Source organism: Paraburkholderia sp. BR10936, from assembly GCF_040965735.1.
Lineage (GTDB): Bacteria > Pseudomonadota > Gammaproteobacteria > Burkholderiales > Burkholderiaceae > Paraburkholderia > Paraburkholderia nodosa_A.
Genome location: NZ_JBFRCM010000001.1, coordinates 402281 through 417124 on the forward strand (window position 1 = coordinate 402281; position 14844 = coordinate 417124).

General features: G+C 65.9%; 16 protein-coding genes and 2 tRNA genes. 11 read left to right on the top strand and 7 right to left on the bottom strand.

Translation table 11 applies throughout. The annotated features are described in order from the left end of the window. Positions 1-50: 50 nt before the first annotated feature. Together AB4Y36_RS01895 and AB4Y36_RS01900 are read left to right on the top strand one after the other, a co-directional pair. Positions 51-1520 carry an NAD-dependent succinate-semialdehyde dehydrogenase gene (locus AB4Y36_RS01895; RefSeq protein ID WP_342948519.1) on the top strand — a complete coding sequence of 490 codons (1470 nt, stop codon included), beginning with the start codon at positions 51-53 and terminating at the stop codon, positions 1518-1520. A 92-nt stretch (positions 1521-1612) separates the two neighbouring features. Next, the gene (locus AB4Y36_RS01900) at positions 1613-2287 is read left to right on the top strand and encodes a LysE family translocator (protein WP_368682184.1); all 675 of its coding nucleotides are present in this window, start codon (positions 1613-1615) and stop codon (positions 2285-2287) included. Between the two features lie 166 nt (positions 2288-2453). Here AB4Y36_RS01900 and AB4Y36_RS01905 read toward each other — a convergent pair whose 3' ends face one another. Both AB4Y36_RS01905 and AB4Y36_RS01910 read right to left on the bottom strand, forming a co-directional pair. Continuing rightward, the gene (locus AB4Y36_RS01905; protein WP_069262732.1) at positions 2454-2762 is read right to left on the bottom strand and encodes a hypothetical protein; all 309 of its coding nucleotides are present in this window, start codon (positions 2760-2762) and stop codon (positions 2454-2456) included. A gap of 428 nt (positions 2763-3190) precedes the next feature. After that, entirely contained in the window at positions 3191-3352 is a 162-nt protein-coding gene (locus AB4Y36_RS01910; RefSeq protein WP_165822777.1) for a hypothetical protein, read from the bottom strand. Positions 3353-3951: 599 nt separating this feature from the next. Between AB4Y36_RS01910 and AB4Y36_RS01915 the strand changes: the two genes are divergently transcribed. The 4 genes from AB4Y36_RS01915 (at position 3952) to trmB (ending at position 6424) form a co-directional block, all read left to right on the top strand. Continuing rightward, on the top strand, positions 3952-4272 hold the full coding sequence (locus tag AB4Y36_RS01915; protein WP_069262733.1) for an EthD family reductase: 321 nt from the start codon (positions 3952-3954) through the stop codon (positions 4270-4272). 104 nt (positions 4273-4376) lie between these two features. Next, a complete protein-coding gene (locus AB4Y36_RS01920) occupies positions 4377-4940 on the top strand; it encodes a YggT family protein (RefSeq protein WP_069262734.1) in 564 nt (187 codons plus the stop codon). A 107-nt stretch (positions 4941-5047) separates the two neighbouring features. Beyond that, positions 5048-5122 (top strand) — tRNA-Gly (locus AB4Y36_RS01925). A 534-nt stretch (positions 5123-5656) separates the two neighbouring features. Then, a complete protein-coding gene (gene trmB, locus AB4Y36_RS01930; protein WP_368682185.1) occupies positions 5657-6424 on the top strand; it encodes a tRNA (guanosine(46)-N7)-methyltransferase TrmB in 768 nt (255 codons plus the stop codon). A gap of 57 nt (positions 6425-6481) precedes the next feature. On the opposite strand, the gene AB4Y36_RS01935 is transcribed toward trmB, so the two are convergent. From AB4Y36_RS01935 to AB4Y36_RS01945, 3 genes are all read right to left on the bottom strand, one after another. Then, positions 6482-7336 (bottom strand): undecaprenyl-diphosphate phosphatase, encoded by an 855-nt coding sequence (locus AB4Y36_RS01935; protein WP_342948518.1) that lies wholly within the window; start codon positions 7334-7336, stop codon positions 6482-6484. Between the two features lie 93 nt (positions 7337-7429). After that, complete coding sequence (locus tag AB4Y36_RS01940) at positions 7430-8017, bottom strand: DUF1439 domain-containing protein (protein ID WP_368682186.1); 588 nt, start codon at positions 8015-8017, stop codon at positions 7430-7432. A gap of 80 nt (positions 8018-8097) precedes the next feature. Then, positions 8098-8415 (bottom strand): YkgJ family cysteine cluster protein, encoded by a 318-nt coding sequence (locus tag AB4Y36_RS01945; RefSeq protein WP_069262954.1) that lies wholly within the window; start codon positions 8413-8415, stop codon positions 8098-8100. Between the two features lie 222 nt (positions 8416-8637). On the opposite strand from AB4Y36_RS01945, the gene hemN reads away from it, so the two are divergent. The 3 genes from hemN to AB4Y36_RS01960 all read left to right on the top strand — a co-directional run bounded on the left by hemN (position 8638) and on the right by AB4Y36_RS01960 (position 10636). Next, complete coding sequence (gene hemN, locus AB4Y36_RS01950) at positions 8638-10023, top strand: oxygen-independent coproporphyrinogen III oxidase (protein WP_368682187.1); 1386 nt, start codon at positions 8638-8640, stop codon at positions 10021-10023. 110 nt (positions 10024-10133) lie between these two features. Further along, a tRNA-Leu gene (locus tag AB4Y36_RS01955) sits at positions 10134-10218 on the top strand. A gap of 196 nt (positions 10219-10414) precedes the next feature. Next, positions 10415-10636, top strand: coding sequence for a hypothetical protein (locus tag AB4Y36_RS01960; protein WP_133185797.1), 222 nt, complete (start codon positions 10415-10417; stop codon positions 10634-10636). 21 nt (positions 10637-10657) lie between these two features. On the opposite strand, the gene poxB is transcribed toward AB4Y36_RS01960, so the two are convergent. Next, complete coding sequence (poxB, locus tag AB4Y36_RS01965) at positions 10658-12376, bottom strand: ubiquinone-dependent pyruvate dehydrogenase (protein ID WP_069262740.1); 1719 nt, start codon at positions 12374-12376, stop codon at positions 10658-10660. A gap of 255 nt (positions 12377-12631) precedes the next feature. Between poxB and AB4Y36_RS01970 the strand changes: the two genes are divergently transcribed. Together AB4Y36_RS01970 and AB4Y36_RS01975 are read left to right on the top strand one after the other, a co-directional pair. Then, positions 12632-13339, top strand: a complete 708-nt coding sequence (locus AB4Y36_RS01970) for a pseudouridine synthase (protein ID WP_069262741.1) — start codon at positions 12632-12634, stop codon at positions 13337-13339. A gap of 155 nt (positions 13340-13494) precedes the next feature. Next, positions 13495-13683 (top strand): hypothetical protein, encoded by a 189-nt coding sequence (locus tag AB4Y36_RS01975; protein WP_042260822.1) that lies wholly within the window; start codon positions 13495-13497, stop codon positions 13681-13683. Positions 13684-13717: 34 nt separating this feature from the next. On the opposite strand, the gene AB4Y36_RS01980 is transcribed toward AB4Y36_RS01975, so the two are convergent. Further along, positions 13718-14800, bottom strand: a complete 1083-nt coding sequence (locus AB4Y36_RS01980) for an NAD-dependent epimerase/dehydratase family protein (protein WP_368682188.1) — start codon at positions 14798-14800, stop codon at positions 13718-13720. Positions 14801-14844: the final 44 nt, after the last annotated feature.

Sequence of the window (14844 nt, forward strand, 5' to 3'; positions counted from 1 at the left end):
TCGTGCATGGCATGAGCCGCGGCGCCAGTGAACCTGAAGGAGACTCGAGGATGATGCCCGCATCGGAGCGCCTGACGCAACTGAACGACCCCGCCCTCTTCAAGACCCGCGCGTACATCGACGGCGAATGGAGCGGCGGTGCGGCCACGTTCGCCGTGCTCGACCCCGCCGACAACGCCGAGATCGCGAGCGTGCCCGACTTTGGCGCCGACGAGGCGCATCGCGCGATTGCCGCCGCGAACGCCGCGTTGCCGGCGTGGCGCGCGAAGACGGGCAAGGAGCGCGCAGCCATTCTGCGGCGATGGTTCGATCTCGTGATCGAGCACGCCGACGACCTCGCCGCGATCATGACCGCCGAGCAAGGCAAGCCGCTCGCCGAGGCGCGCGGCGAAGTGATCTATGGCGCGTCCTTCCTGGAATGGTTTGCCGAAGAGGCCAAGCGAGTGAACGGCGACGTCCTCGCGAGCCCCGCCAGCGACCGCAAGCTCGTCGTGCTCAAGCAGCCGATCGGCGTGTGCGCCTCGATCACCCCCTGGAATTTCCCGATCGCGATGATCACACGCAAGGTCGCGCCGGCCATCGCCGCGGGCTGCACGATCGTCGTGAAGCCCGCCGAGCAAACGCCGCTTTGCGCGCTCGCGCTCGCCGAACTGGCGCAGCGCGCAGGCGTACCCAAGGGCGTGTTCAACGTGCTCACCGCCGACTCCGCGAACTCCATCGCAATCGGCAAGGCGCTGTGCGAGAGCGACATCGTGCGCCATCTCTCGTTTACGGGATCGACGCCGGTGGGCCGCATCCTCATGCAGCAGTGCGCGCCGACGGTCAAGAAAATCGCCCTCGAACTGGGTGGGCACGCCCCCTTCATCGTGTTCGACGACGCCGACATCGACGCCGCCGTGGAAGGCGCGATGATCTCGAAGTACCGCAACGCAGGCCAAACCTGCGTCTGCACGAACCGCTTCTACGTGCACGACAAGGTGTACGACGTTTTCGTCGAGAAGCTCGCCGCCGCCTCACGCAAGATCAAGGTGGGCAACGGCTTCGAGGATGGCGTGAACCAGGGGCCGTTGATCGACGACGCGGCCGTCGCCAAGGTCGCGCAGCACATCAGCGATGCGACCGCCCAGGGCGCCAGAGTCGTCGCGGGCGGCAAGGCCAGCTCGGGACGCTATGTCGAGCCCACCGTGCTCGCAGACGTCACGCGCGACATGCTGATCGCGCGCGAGGAAACCTTCGGCCCGGTCGCGGCGGTGTTCCGCTTCAACGACGAAGCCGAAGTCGTCGGCCTCGCCAACGACACCGAATTCGGCCTCGCCTCGTACTTCTACAGCCGCGACATCGGCCGCGTCTGGCGTGTGGCCGAAGCGCTCGAGTACGGCATGGTCGGGGTCAACACCGGACTCATCTCGAACGAAGTCGCGCCGTTTGGCGGCGTGAAGCAGTCGGGTCTCGGGCGCGAAGGTTCGAAGTACGGCATCGACGAATATGTCGAACTGAAGTACCTGTGCATCGGCGTTTGAAGCACGCCTGAAGCTGATTTGAGCCGCGACGCCCGCTTGCTCACAGGCGGGCGTGTGCGGTGCGCAGTCCATACCAACAAGAAATCGTTTTCATGTCTCACGTTTCCCTGCTTTCCGACGGCTTTTTTCTGTCGCTTTCGCTTTGCCTCGACATCGGTCTCGTCAACGTCGCCATCATCTCGCTCACACTCACGCACGGCTTCCGCCCGGGCTTCTGGCTGGGGCTCGGCTCGTGTTTCGGCGACCTCATCTACGCCGCGCTCGCGCTTGCGGGCATGGCCGCGCTGCTGCAGTTCTCGGCCGTACGCTGGGTCGTGTGGATCGGCGGCTCGGCCCTGCTGCTCATGCTCACGTGGAAGATGGCGCGCGAAGCGCTCGATCCAGCATTGGCGCCGCCCGTGGAAGGCGAAGCCGATAACGCCGCGCCGCTGCCCAACCCGTGGCGCAGCTTCATGCGCGGCGTGCTGCTTGCCCTCTCTTCGCCGAGTGCGATTCTCTGGTTCGCGGCTGTCGGTGGCGCGCTCATCGCCAAGTCGGGGGCGACGAGCGCCGGCGCGGCCTCGCTCTTCCTGCTGGGCTTTTTTGCGGGCGGTCTCAGCTGGACCTTTTTCCTTTGCGGACTGGCCAGCCATGGCCGCAAACGCGCCGGCACCGGTCTGCTGCGCGCCTGCCATGTGCTTTCGGCGCTGCTATTCGCGTATTTTTCGTACAGCGTGATCGTGCACGGCTATCGCGAACTGCTCCTGCAGGGCGCGGGCGCGTCGTAATCCATGTCGGGCGCAGGTGCGCCTATGGACCGCTCGGCGCGCATCGATCTAGCGTGCCATGCACGCGGCGAAAGCGAGCGCCAAAAACAAACAGCGCAACGCGGCGTGAGCCGGCGTTGCGCCGTTCGTGAAAACGCAGCCGGGCGGCGTGCGCCGCCCGTCACACTCAATGACGGTAGTAGCCGCGGCCGTAGTAGCCGTGGCCGTAGTAGCCGTGATGCCAGTACGGACGGCCGTAGTAGCCGTAGCCACCGTAGCCGCCTACGACGACGGCGGGCGGCGGCGCGTACACCACCGGCGGCGGCGCATAGACCACGGGCGGGGGCGGCGGTGCGTAGACCGGCGCAGCATAGACGGGATAAGCCGGGGCCACCGGAATGCCAATGCCGATACCCACCGAGACGTGCGCCTGGGCCGCGCTGACGAACCCCACACCCAGTGCCGCGGCAACGATGAACGATACGGTCTTTTTCACTTCTCTTCTCCTGGCGGCCGCCAGCGGCGACGCGCATATGACGGGCAGTGCCCACGCATTCAATGTATCGAAAACGGCGGCCGCCATTGGTAGCCATTTGTTTCGAATTGCAATCCTGTTTTGGGGGCGCTTAATAGCGCGTCAAGCCCGGTGGGCGCGGCAGCCGCGAAAAATCGCCGCACGCGCGCCCGAATACGCCGACATTGGTTACAAAAACCAGGGCACTGTCATTGTTACCTGCGCGAGGGCATCGGGGGGCCAATCTCCCGGTAATGTTTGATTACAAATTGGTTCACCGGACTATGTTCGGCCTGCGGTCGCCACGCGCGACGAGGCTGTAAACGACGATGCCCGGTCATGGAACCGGGCGTCTCATCCGACCCAGCCGGCGGCACACGAATCGCCGGCCAGACAAGGCAAACTCTCCGCTATCCGACCTTCACGTAGGTGAACTCGCGCGTGACGTTCGGTGGGACATAAGCGCCACTGATGCGCACACGTGGCGTCAGGCGCTTCTTCTGATCCCACCAGCGGCGACGCTGAAAGGGCGTGAGAAACCGCAGATGCTTTCGGTAAGCGAAGATGCTCATGGTGAACTCCCCGAATCGGACTACCGACAGGAACAAACCCAATTGCACGACTGCAACGACGAAACCGAAACGATGAAAAGTATTGTGCTCAGATTTCTAGACAAAAATGGCAGTGTTGCGAGATAGCCTCACAGGCGCCGTATATGCATTGCGCACTGTTCGTTACGGCTTCCGCGTGCTGGGTTTGAGTTGCGGCGCATAAATGCGCCGCGAGCCAACAGCAGAAATCGTGCCGCGTCAGGCTATTGGCGCGGCGCCGCGGCCACCCCCCTCATTTGTAGTCGCACCATCGGCGCGTGATCGGTACGAAGGCGAACACTTCGTGCGCCGCGCGGCTGTGGCGCAACACTCGCGCCGTCCGGCGCCTTCCCTGCGCTGCCTGTCAGAATCACTGTAGCCGTTCGCCGAAAAGCCTGCCGTGAGCGCAGCCATTTTGCGCGGCGCGCGCGCCGCGAGCACCGGCCGCCGCCTCGCGCGAGGCCCTCGCGGCGGCATCGCTCGCGGATACTGGCGAGGCGTAAGCCGTGTTAATGTGGCGACGGCGCGCATCGCAGCGGCAGGCAACGCGCGCCCATGGGACTCACCGACGAGCACGCACAATGATCAAGGTCAGCATCCTCTATCCCTATCGCGAGAACGGTCGTTTCGACAGCGGGTACTACTGCACGCACCACATGCCGCTCGCGGCGAAGCTCTTCGGCGAATCGCTCAAGGGCTGGTCGGTCGACATCGGCATCAACGCCGGGCCGCCGGGCACGCCGCCGCCGTACGTCGCGGCCGGACACTTCCTGTTCGAGACGGTCGATGCGTTCTACGCGGTGTTTCAGCCGCATGCCGACACCCTCCTCGACGACATTCCCAACTACACCGACGGCGGAAATGGCACCATTCTGATCAGCGAGGTCAAGGTGTCCGTCTGACGTGCTCCGCGTGGTTGAACGGGGCAAACGGAACCCCGACTGACCTTTTATCGGCCGCCACACGCCAAGCGCGCCGCCACCCACACAAGAAGGAAACAACACCGATGTTCGGCGATATCGCCCGCTTTCTGCTCAATACGGTCTTCACGCTGTTCGGCGCCGCCCTGCTGCTGCGCGCCTGGCTCCAGTACGTGCGTGTGCCGCCGTACAACCCCGTGACCCATGCGATCCAGCAGGTGACCAACTGGCTGGTGCTGCCGCTGCGGCACGTGATTCCCGGCGTGCGAGGCATCGACTGGGCGAGCGTGGTCGGCGCGCTGATCGCGGCCATTGCCTACGTGCTGCTGATGGTATGGATCGCAGGCGTGGACCCATTGGGTCTTTTGCCGACACTGCTGATCGTCGCGTTGCTCACGCTCGTGAAATGGGCGCTCAACCTGCTGATCTGGCTGACGATCCTGATGGCGCTGCTCTCGTGGCTCAATCCGCGCTCGGCGGCAATGCCCGTGCTGTTCCAGCTGACGGCGCCGTTCCTCAACCCGCTGCGCCGAATCCTGCCGAACTTGGGCGGCCTCGACCTCTCGCCGATTCTGCTCTTCGTGATCGTGCAGGTGCTGCTGATGATCGTCACCCGCGCGGCGGTTTCGCTCACGCTGTTCGGGATTTGAGGGCATCGGCAAACGGTCTGATGCATCTGGCGGCGCGCCTGGCGCGCCGCGTCGCTTGAGCGCGTCATTGCGCAAGAAGGCCAAAAACGCGTAAAATAGCGCGCTCTGCGGGCGTCGTATAATGGCCATTACCTCAGCTTCCCAAGCTGATGACGTGGGTTCGATTCCCATCGCCCGCTCCACGTCGGCTTACCGACCTCTCTTCGAGGCCTGGGCTTCCAGACAGCGCTCCTGCCGGGACACCCTCGGGACGCCAAGCCCGCCCGACCGGCACACGCCGGGCACGATCTGAATTCCTCCGTTGCACAATGCACTCCGGCGCTCCTCGGGCCTCCCCGCACGCGCCGCGAGCTGGTCCGCCGACACGTAGTTCGCACGACTTCGTCGTTTCAGCCGATTGAGGCACGGACCGTAGCCTCGCGAGGTACTGCCGCCCTCCTCAGCCGCCAGAGCCGTGCAAGCGCGCTGATATAATGCGCGACGGCTTCGGAGCCGCTGGGCTTCGAGCGCGCCGCGCCCGCCTGCCGGGCCCAAGGCCGTTGCCGATTCCGCCGAACGCGAAAGCGGCCAACGAGGCGTCCGGCCACGCCGGCCCGCGTAGCCTCCGGCACCGCGTCGCCGCGTATGGCCCGACATGCCTCGCACCGAGCCGAAGGCGCAGCCCGCCCCCATTATCGACAGCCGCGACATCCGCCGCTCTCATACCACCTGCGAAGATGAATCACGATCCCAACGACGACGCCCGTCCCGACGCCACGCAGTCCGACGCACAAGACGCCGCCTCCGACACGAACGCGCACGGCGACGCGCTGCACCACCGCCGCATCCGCAGCTTCGTGACGCGCGCCGGCCGCGTCTCGACGGGCCAGCGCCGCGCGCTCGACGAACTGGGCCCGCGCTTCGTCGTGCCCTACGCGCCCGAAGCCGCCGACTGGGACGCCGTGTTTGAACGGCACGCACCGCGCATTCTGGAGATCGGTTTCGGGATGGGCGCAAGCACAGCGGAAATCGCCGCCTTGCGCCGAGAGGACGACTTCCTCGGCGTCGAGGTCCACGAGCCTGGCGTTGGCGCGCTGCTCAAACTGATCGGCGAGCAGAATCTGGAGAACATCCGCATCATCCAGCACGACGCCGTGGAAGTGCTCGAGCACATGATCGCGCCGGCGAGCCTCGACGGCGTGCACATCTTTTTCCCCGATCCGTGGCACAAGGCGCGCCATCACAAGCGCCGCCTGATTCAGCCGAAGTTCGTCGCGCATCTCGTCTCGCGCATGAAGCCGGGCGCGTACCTGCACTGCGCGACGGACTGGCAGAACTACGCCGAGCAGATGCTCGAAGTGCTCAGCGCGGAGCCCGCGCTCGAGAACACGGCCGCCGACTACGCGCCGCGCCCCGACTACCGCCCGGTGACGAAGTTCGAGCGCCGCGGCCTGCGGCTCGGTCACGGCGTGTGGGATCTCGTGTTCCGCCGCCGCGCGGACTAAAACCGCAACCGTGAAGAAGAACGGGCGCCGTGATGTCACGCGGCGCCCGTTGCGTTTTCAGTCGTCCCAGCCTAGCCCGCCGCCATAACCGAACAGCAGGACCACGAGACCGAAAGCGATCCGGTACCAGGCGAAGGCGGTGAAATCGTGCGAAGCCACGAAGCGCAGGAGCCAGCGCACACACGCGAACGCGCTGACGAACGCTGCGACGAAGCCGATGCCGAAGAGCCCGAGCCAGTCCATGGAAAGCTCGTGCCAGCTCTTGTACAGCTCATAAACGGTCGCGCCGAAGATCACGGGAATCGCAAGGAAAAACGAGAACTCGGTCGCGACGCGCCGCTCGAGGCCGAACAGCATCGCCCCGATGATGGTCGAGCCCGAACGCGACATGCCCGGAATCAGCGCGAAGCACTGCGCGCAGCCCACCTTGAAGGCGTCGAGCGGTGTGATCGCGTCAATCGAGTTCACGCGCGCGCCGCGCTGCTCGGCGACCGGCAGCCCCTTCGGGCCACGCAGGCGATTCTCGACCCACAGGATGACGAGGCCACCGCCAACAAGGGCGAACGCCACCGGCACCGGCGCGAAGAGCACCGACTTGATCGTCTTTTCGAACATCAGACCGAGCACGACTGCCGGAATGGTGGCGACGATCACGTTGAGCGTGAAGCGCCGCGCATCGGGCCGCGAGGGCAACCCTGTGACCACTTCGCCGATCTTGCGGCGGAACTCCCAGCACACGGCGAGAATCGCGCCAAACTGGATCACCACGTAGAAGGTCTTGGCATAGGCGCCGTCGAAATTGAGCAAGCTGCCGGCGACGATCAGATGCCCCGTGCTCGACACGGGCAGAAACTCCGTCAGCCCTTCGACGATGCCGAGAATCAAGGCCTTGCAGGTCAACATCCAGTCCATCCCTTTTATCCCTCTTCTTTGAGCGTGGGGGACGGCGCACGCCGCGCCACGCGACCGACAACGGCCGCGTGCGCCGGACGGCGTCTCGTCGGCTTACTTCTCGACGATCTGCACGCGTATGCCGTTTGTAAGGATGGTGATTGTACCGGGTTCGTAGTTGACGCCGGCAAATCGGAGCTGGTCGGGCTTGAACGTATAGACGGGGTAATTGTTGAGCAGCTGGGTGGCGACGAGCGCGGCGACCGCGCTCACCTGCGGCGCGTAGGCGGCGGCGTTGCCCGCCATGTCGACGCCATCCACCGAGGGCGAGCGCAGCACCACGGCGCGGCTCGTGCTGTCGTACGCGAGTTCGCTCGACACCGTGAACGCACCGCTCACGGGCTGCTGCATCAACGGGCTTTCGAGGTGTGCGTCGAGGCGCACGGCCACGCGATTGCGATCGGGCTGCAGCGTGACCACCGGGTTCGTGAGCGAGACGTCGAAGATCTGCTGCATCGAGCGGTGATAGGGAAACTTGCGCTGCACCGCATCCTGCACCTGCTGCTGTGAAAACGTGTAGTGATCGGGAATGAACGGGAAGATCCCCGTCGCACACGCGCCGAGCGACATCGCCGTACCCGCCGCAGCGCAGGCTGAGAACAGGAAGGCGCGCCGGGAAACGCGCGTTGCGGTGTGGGCCATGCGAAATCTCCTTGTTGGGCCGGGACTGGCGCGCCGTCATTCTGGCGCATGGCTGCCGACCGACGCAGTTTGCGCCGGGTTCAGCGCGCGGCTGGCGCTTGTGGCTCGGTTTGCGGCTGGGTTTGCGCCTCGAGACGCGTGAGCCAGAACATGGCCTCCTCGCGCGACTCGCCGCACATCTCGAGCTGCGGCTGCAGCCCCGAGCAGCACGCCGGCCGCAACGGCGAGCCGAAGATCATGCAGCGCAGGTCCTCGCCGAGTTGAACACAGCGCACGCCGGCCGGCTTGCCTTCAGGCATGCCCGGAATCGGGCTCGTAATGGACGGCGCGATGCAGCACGCGCCGCAACCGGGACGGCAGGCGTGCACTGAGGCATCGGCGGGAAAATCGGTACTCACTTCGGTTTCCTGGAACGCTGACAAATCGTGTCCGCGCGGCAGCGGACCAGACGGCATTGTGCCATCGCTCGCGTGCGACCTTTTTACACAATCGCTTCTTCCTACGCGCTCGTACACTTTGTCCATCTGGCGCTGTAGGACAAGGGACAGGCCACCTGTGCGCGGCGTTCCGCGGCACCGAACGCTGCCCACCCGTGCGCCGCCCTTCCCAGTGAGCTTTGCATGAGCGACGCCGACCTGCTCTTTCGCCCCGACCTGCTTGCCAAATACGGCGCCAACGGCCCGCGCTACACGTCCTACCCCACCGCCCTGCAGTTCCGCGACGACTTCGATCCCGCCGACTACCGGCGCGCGGCAGCCGATCCGGGCGCGAGCGAAACCGATCTCTCGCTGTACTTCCACATCCCGTTCTGCGACACCGTCTGTTTCTATTGCGGCTGCAACAAGGTCATTACGAAGAACCGCGGCCGCGCGAAACCGTATCTCGCGCAGATGATCCGCGAAGTGCAGTTGCAGGCCGCGCTCTTCGACACGAAGCGCCCCGTTTCGCAGCTGCATTGGGGCGGCGGCACGCCCACTTTTCTCTCGCTGGACGAAATGAGCACGCTCATGGCCGCCACGCGCGAACACTTCGCGCTGCAGCCCGACGACGCCGGCGAATACTCGATCGAGATCGACCCGCGCGAAGCCACGGCGCAGACCATTGCGCATCTGCGTTCGCTCGGCTTCAACCGGCTGAGCCTGGGCGTTCAGGACTTCGATCCGGTCGTGCAGAAGGCGGTCAACCGCATGCAGCCGCTCGAACTGACCGTCGACGTCATGAACGCCGCGCGCGCGAACGGCTTCGAGTCGATCAGCGTCGATCTGATCTACGGCTTGCCGTACCAGAACGTCAAAGCATTCGGCCGCACGCTCGAGACGATGCTGCTGCTCGCGCCCGATCGGATCTCGGTGTTCGGCTACGCGCACATGCCGCATCTCTTCAAGATGCAGCGCCAGATGGACGAAGCCACCTTGCCCACGCCTGCGGAGCGCATGGCGCTGCTCAGGCTCGTGATCGAGCAGCTCACCGAGGCGGGCTACGTCTACATCGGCATGGACCATTTCGCACTGCCCACCGACGAACTCGCGCGCGCCCAGGCGCAGCGCACGCTGCACCGCAATTTCCAGGGCTACAGCACGCGCGCCGACTGCGATCTGATCGGCTTCGGCGCCTCGGCCATCGGCAAGGTCGGCGACGTCTACGCGCAGAACGCGAAGGATCTGATCGGCTACGGTGCGGCCATCGGCGCGGGCAAGCTCGCGACTGCGAAAGGCGTGCGCCTCACCGCCGACGACCGTCTGCGCCGCGACATCATCACGGAACTCATGTGCAATCTCGAACTGCGCTACGACGAGTTCGAGGCCGCCTACGGCATTCGTTTTCCGGCGACTTTTGCGACCGAACTCGAACGCCTGCGCGAGTTCGAACACGACGGGCTCGTTGCACGCAGCGCCGACCGCCTCGAGGTGCTGTCCGCTGGACGCATGCTGGTGCGCAATATTGCGATGGTGTTTGACCGCTACCTTGGCGCACAGCAGCCCGAGCGGTTCTCGCGGACGATCTGACGGCTTTCCGGCGCCGCACAGTTGCCTGGACGGGCGATTTGCGTCATAATCACCGGCTACTTCGAGCGCTTGCATGTTTGCTCGAGTGCGAGAAACTCGCAATAACACACGCCTCGGTGGTGAAATTGGTAGACGCGCCGGACTCAAAATCCGGTTCCGAAAGGAGTGCCGGTTCGATTCCGGCCCGAGGCACCAGAATGCTTTCCGGCAATGGCCGCCGGAGTCCTGAAACCCGCGAAAGCTCGACGCTTCGCGGGTTTTTTGTTGCCGGTCCGCATCCAGCACACCCTTCTTTGGACGAAGATCAAGCGTCCTGCGGATGCCGCGCGGCGTGCCGCGCCCCGCTGCTATCGTTGTCGATGTTATTGAGATAGCAAACCGGGAGCGCACAATGGACCGCATTTTCATGACGCGAGAGGAAGCCATTCGCATCCTCATCGAGGCCCACGAGTCCGTCTCGGGACGCACCGCCGCCACGTTGATACGCTCGAGCGCAGACAGATCCGCAAGGCTCGAAGCGCTGGACCGGCTGCTGCTCGACGTGCGCGCGGGCCGCGTCGATGAATTTCGCACCTGGCCAGAGGACAGCACCTGCGTCTCGATCACTGACTGACGCAGGTCTGCCGCACGAAACTCAGCGCAAATTCGTCTGCGCCAGCTCCACCACTTCGTCTCCGCGCCCGCTCAGAACCGCACGCAACATGTAGAGGCTGAACCCTTTCGCCTGCGCCCACTGCAGCTTCGGCGGCATGGCCAGTTCGTGCTTCGTCGTCACCACGTCGACGAGCGCCGGCCCCGCGTGAGAGAACGCCGCGCGCAACGCCTCATCGAGCGCTTCGGACGTCTCCACGCGCACGCTGAAAAGGCCCGCGCCTTGCGCGATATCCGCGAAGTTGGTGGCCGCCAGATCGGTGCCAGTCTCCACGTAGCCGCCGGCCTTCATCTCCATGGCGACGAAACCGAGCGAACTGTTATTCAGGACAACGATCTTGATCGGCAGATCGAGCTGACGCGCCGTGAGAATGTCGCCGAGCAGCATCGAAAGACCGCCGTCGCCGGAGAGCGAGACGACCTGGCGCCCGGCGTGGGCTGCCTGCGCGCCGAGCGCCTGCGGCATGGCGTTCGCCATCGAGCCATGGTTGAACGAGCCGTGCAGGCGGCGCCGGCCATTCATCGTCAGATAGCGCGCGGCCCAGAGCGTGGGCGTGCCAACGTCGACCGCGAAGATTGCATCGTCCTCTGCGAGCGCGTCGAGACGCGCCACCACATACTGCGGATGCAGCGGCTTGCCCGCGGCCGCCGGGCGCGCAAGTTCGTCGAGTCCCTTGCGCGCGTTCGCGTAGTGCTCGCGCGCATGCTCGATGAAGCGCCGGTCGGTCTTGCGCGTGAGCTTCGGCGTGAGCGCGCGCAATGTTTCGCGTACGTCGCCGATGAGTCCGAGCGTGAGCGGCGCGCGTTTGCCGAGCGCGGCCGCGTCGCGGTCGATCTGCACGATATTCGCATGCTGCGGATAGAAGTTGCGATACGGGAAGTCGGTGCCGAGCATGACGAGCGTGTCGCACGACATCATCGCGTGGTAGCCCGAGCTGAAGCCGATCAGCCCGGTCATGCCCACGTCGAATGGGTTGTCCCATTCGACGTACTGCTTGCCGCGCAGCGCATGCACCGTCGGCGCGCCGAGCGCGTCCGCGAAAGCCACCACTTCGTCGTGCGAGCCCTTGCAGCCGCTGCCGCACAGCAGCGTCACCGCTTCGGAGCGATTGAGCAGTTCGGCGAGCCGGTCGATATCCGCCGACGAAGGCAAGGTCGCCGGACGCGCCGCCTGAGCCCATGCGGGCTCCTCGTCGGACGCGTCCAGAAGCGCCACGTCGCCGGGCAGCACGATCACGGCGACGCCCTTCTGGTCGATCGCGGTGCGCAGCGCGGTGTCGAGCACGCGCGGAAACTGCGAGGCGTTCGTCACCAGCTCCACGTAGTGGCTGCACTCGCGGAACAGTTCGGTCGGGTGCGTCTCCTGAAAATAGCCGAGGCCGATTTCCGTCGAGGGAATATGAGCCGCGATCGCGAGCACCGGCGAGCGGTTGCGATGGCAGTCGTAGAGACCGTTGATGAGATGCAGATTGCCAGGCCCGCAACTGCCCGCGCACACCGCGAGCCGGCCGGTTGCCGCCGCTTCGGCGCCCGCCGCGAAGGCGGCGACTTCCTCGTGCCGCGTGTGCATCCAGCGGATCGTGCCGAGCTTGCGCAGGCTCGCCGACAGCCCGTTCAGGCTGTCGCCGGTCACGCCCCAGATACGCTCGATGCCGACTGCCTCGAGCGTTTTCGCCAGATGATCCGCTATTGTCTTCGCCATGGTGTTCTCCACGTGAGCCGAATGGCGCAGCGCGCGCTCCGAGACCGGGCGCTGCGCGAGAAGAAAATTGGGGGGCAATTTCGTACGTGTCCAGGCGGTGCGAGCCGGCCGGACCTGCCGATACCTTGCGCTACGTTACGCCATCCGCCCGAAAAGCGCGGTCAAGCCGTGCGAAGCGGACAGGCGGCGGGCACGGCGGCGTTGACCACGTCGCCGCGGATAAAATAGCCGGCTCTACGCTGTCAGCCGTCCGTCATGAATCTCGAAAGCATCCTCTTCACTCAGGGTTTCGGCTCACGCCGCCAATGCCGCGCGCTCATCGCCGACGCGCGGGTCGCCGTCGCGGGCGAGCCCTGCAACGACCCCCTCGCAACGTTCGACACGGCAGGCCTCGTCTTCAGCGTGGACGGCACGCCGTGGCCGTTTCACGAGCGCGCCTACCTTGCGCTCAACAAGCCCGCGGGCTATGAGTGCTCGCGCGATCCGCAGCATCACCTGAGCGTGTTTCATTTGCTGCCGCCGCAGTTCGGAGAGCGCAACGTGCAGTGCGTGGGCCGCCTCGATCAGGATACGACCGGCCTCCTGCTGCTTTCCGACGATGGCCAGTTCGTCCACGCCTTCACGTCGCCCAAGCGCAAGGTGCCGAAGGTCTACGTGGCGAGCACGCGCCATCCGCTCGACGAGGTCCAGCTCAATGCCCTGCGTGCAGGCGTGCTGCTGCACGGCGAGCGCGAGCCGATTGCCGCCGTCGCTGCCTGCGCACGTTCAGATCACGAGCTGGAGTTGACCGTGCTCGAAGGCAAATATCATCAGGTCAAACGGATGGTGGCCGCGGCCGGCAACCGCGTCGAGGCGCTCCACCGCGAGCGCATTGGCGGCTTTTCCCTGCCCGCCGGTCTGGCGCCGGGCGCCTGGCAATGGCTCGACGCCGCGGCGCTCGACGCGTTGCGCAACAACGGGTAAACCACCACCGGGCGGCGCGGGCGCCCGCCGCTCAGTGGGTTGACGCACCGATGCTTGCAAACAGGCATCGTTTTCGCCGCGCCGCAGCATGTCCTTGCCGGGCTTCCGCCCTATACTCGTCTCAAGAACGATTACAAGTTGCAAGGAGGGGCATCATGATCATCAACGGCTCATTCGAAATCTCATTCGTGTTGATGGCCTTCATGGCGCTAGGGGCGGTTCTGATTGGTGGCCTGCTCGCGTCGATGCATATGCGACATCAGTATCATCCGAACCTCATCGGGGCGCTCATCGGAGCGCTATTGTGCTTCCTCCTGCTCGAAGCGCTGCCGGCCATCACGTGAACGGCACGCTTTGCGCCGCGCCGCCCGCCCGGAGTCACGGGTGCGGCGGCAGCGTGCGCAAGAACGCATCTACGTCGGGATAACGCAAACGCACGCGCAGTTCGCGCTTGAGGCGCGTATTGGCGAGCCGTCTCGACTCCCGCATGAACGACAGCAAGACCGGCTCGAGTTCGCGCTCGGCCTCGGCGCGGCTCACGCGCGGGGCGCGCGCGAGGCCGAAGGCATCGGCCACGCGGTCGAAGTACTCGCCCATCTTCAGTTCGCTGTCGTCCGTCGCGTGGATCGTGCGCCCCGGGCGGCCGTGTGTCGCGAGGCGCAGGAGAATCGCCGCGAGGTCGTCTGCGTGGATGTGGCTCGTGTAGACGTCGTCGCTCGCTACGAGCGCTGGCGTGCGCTTTTCCAGCCGGGCGAGCGGGAGACGGTTCGCGGCATAAATGCCGGGAATGCGCGCGATCGTGGCGCTGAGCGCGCCGCGCGCCGTCGCGCGGCGCAGTTGCCGTTCGGCCGACACCCGGCGAATGGCGCGGGCGTTGGCGGGCTGCACCGTGCGTGTTTCGTCGATGCGCGCGCCGCCGCAATCCCCGTACACCCCCGTCGTGCTCGCGTAGACGAGCCTCGGGCGTTCGAGCCGCTTGCGCCGGGCGCCGGAAAACCGCCGGATGCGCTCGGGTACAATGACGGATGCTCCAAAGGCTGCGGCTTGGCCGACAGCGCTGCGGCGCATGTGGTCCACGAGGCAATGCAGTGGGGGCCGCAAGGCGCGCGGCGCGGCGCCCGCCAGCGCAGGCCGCGACACCGCGCGACGCCGCGCCGCCAGCGCCGCGATCAGGCGGCGCGTGCGCAGGTCGTCGTCGCCGGATTGTTGCGGTGGCGCGAGGTGCAGGACGGTGCGAGCCAGGCCCGCGATCCGCGCGAGACTCCTGCGGGAATCGAGGTCGCCGCGCACCGGCGTGGCTCCCGCGGCCCGTACGACGTCTGCGCGCTCGGCACGGCGCGCGAGCGCGAATACGCGCGCGCGGTCTGGCCGCTCGCGCAACTGGGTGACGCCGCGCAGGCCGACGTCGCCGCAACCGACAATCAGGATGCGCGCACGGCGCAAGGTTCGTGTGGCGATCATGGTGGAACCATTTTAGCGGCCCGGGCCTCGCGGCGAAGGCCGGC

Excerpts from the sequence above, each read along its gene's own strand:
- AB4Y36_RS01895 (WP_342948519.1), top strand. The coding sequence starts at position 51 with ATGATGCCCGCATCGGAGCGCCTGACGCAACTGAACGACCCCGCCCTC.
- AB4Y36_RS01975 (WP_042260822.1), top strand. The coding sequence starts at position 13,495 with ATGATCATCAACGGCTCATTCGAAATCTCATTCGTGTTGATGGCCTTC.
- AB4Y36_RS01910 (WP_165822777.1), bottom strand. The coding sequence starts at position 3,352 with ATGAGCATCTTCGCTTACCGAAAGCATCTGCGGTTTCTCACGCCCTTT.
- AB4Y36_RS01960 (WP_133185797.1), top strand. The coding sequence starts at position 10,415 with ATGGACCGCATTTTCATGACGCGAGAGGAAGCCATTCGCATCCTCATC.
- poxB (WP_069262740.1), bottom strand. The coding sequence starts at position 12,376 with ATGGCGAAGACAATAGCGGATCATCTGGCGAAAACGCTCGAGGCAGTC.
- AB4Y36_RS01915 (WP_069262733.1), top strand. The coding sequence starts at position 3,952 with ATGATCAAGGTCAGCATCCTCTATCCCTATCGCGAGAACGGTCGTTTC.
- AB4Y36_RS01940 (WP_368682186.1), bottom strand. The coding sequence starts at position 8,017 with ATGGCCCACACCGCAACGCGCGTTTCCCGGCGCGCCTTCCTGTTCTCA.
- trmB (WP_368682185.1), top strand. The coding sequence starts at position 5,657 with ATGAATCACGATCCCAACGACGACGCCCGTCCCGACGCCACGCAGTCC.
- AB4Y36_RS01935 (WP_342948518.1), bottom strand. The coding sequence starts at position 7,336 with ATGGACTGGATGTTGACCTGCAAGGCCTTGATTCTCGGCATCGTCGAA.
- AB4Y36_RS01980 (WP_368682188.1), bottom strand. The coding sequence starts at position 14,800 with ATGATCGCCACACGAACCTTGCGCCGTGCGCGCATCCTGATTGTCGGT.
- AB4Y36_RS01920 (WP_069262734.1), top strand. The coding sequence starts at position 4,377 with ATGTTCGGCGATATCGCCCGCTTTCTGCTCAATACGGTCTTCACGCTG.
- AB4Y36_RS01970 (WP_069262741.1), top strand. The coding sequence starts at position 12,632 with ATGAATCTCGAAAGCATCCTCTTCACTCAGGGTTTCGGCTCACGCCGC.
- hemN (WP_368682187.1), top strand. The coding sequence starts at position 8,638 with ATGAGCGACGCCGACCTGCTCTTTCGCCCCGACCTGCTTGCCAAATAC.
- AB4Y36_RS01900 (WP_368682184.1), top strand. The coding sequence starts at position 1,613 with ATGTCTCACGTTTCCCTGCTTTCCGACGGCTTTTTTCTGTCGCTTTCG.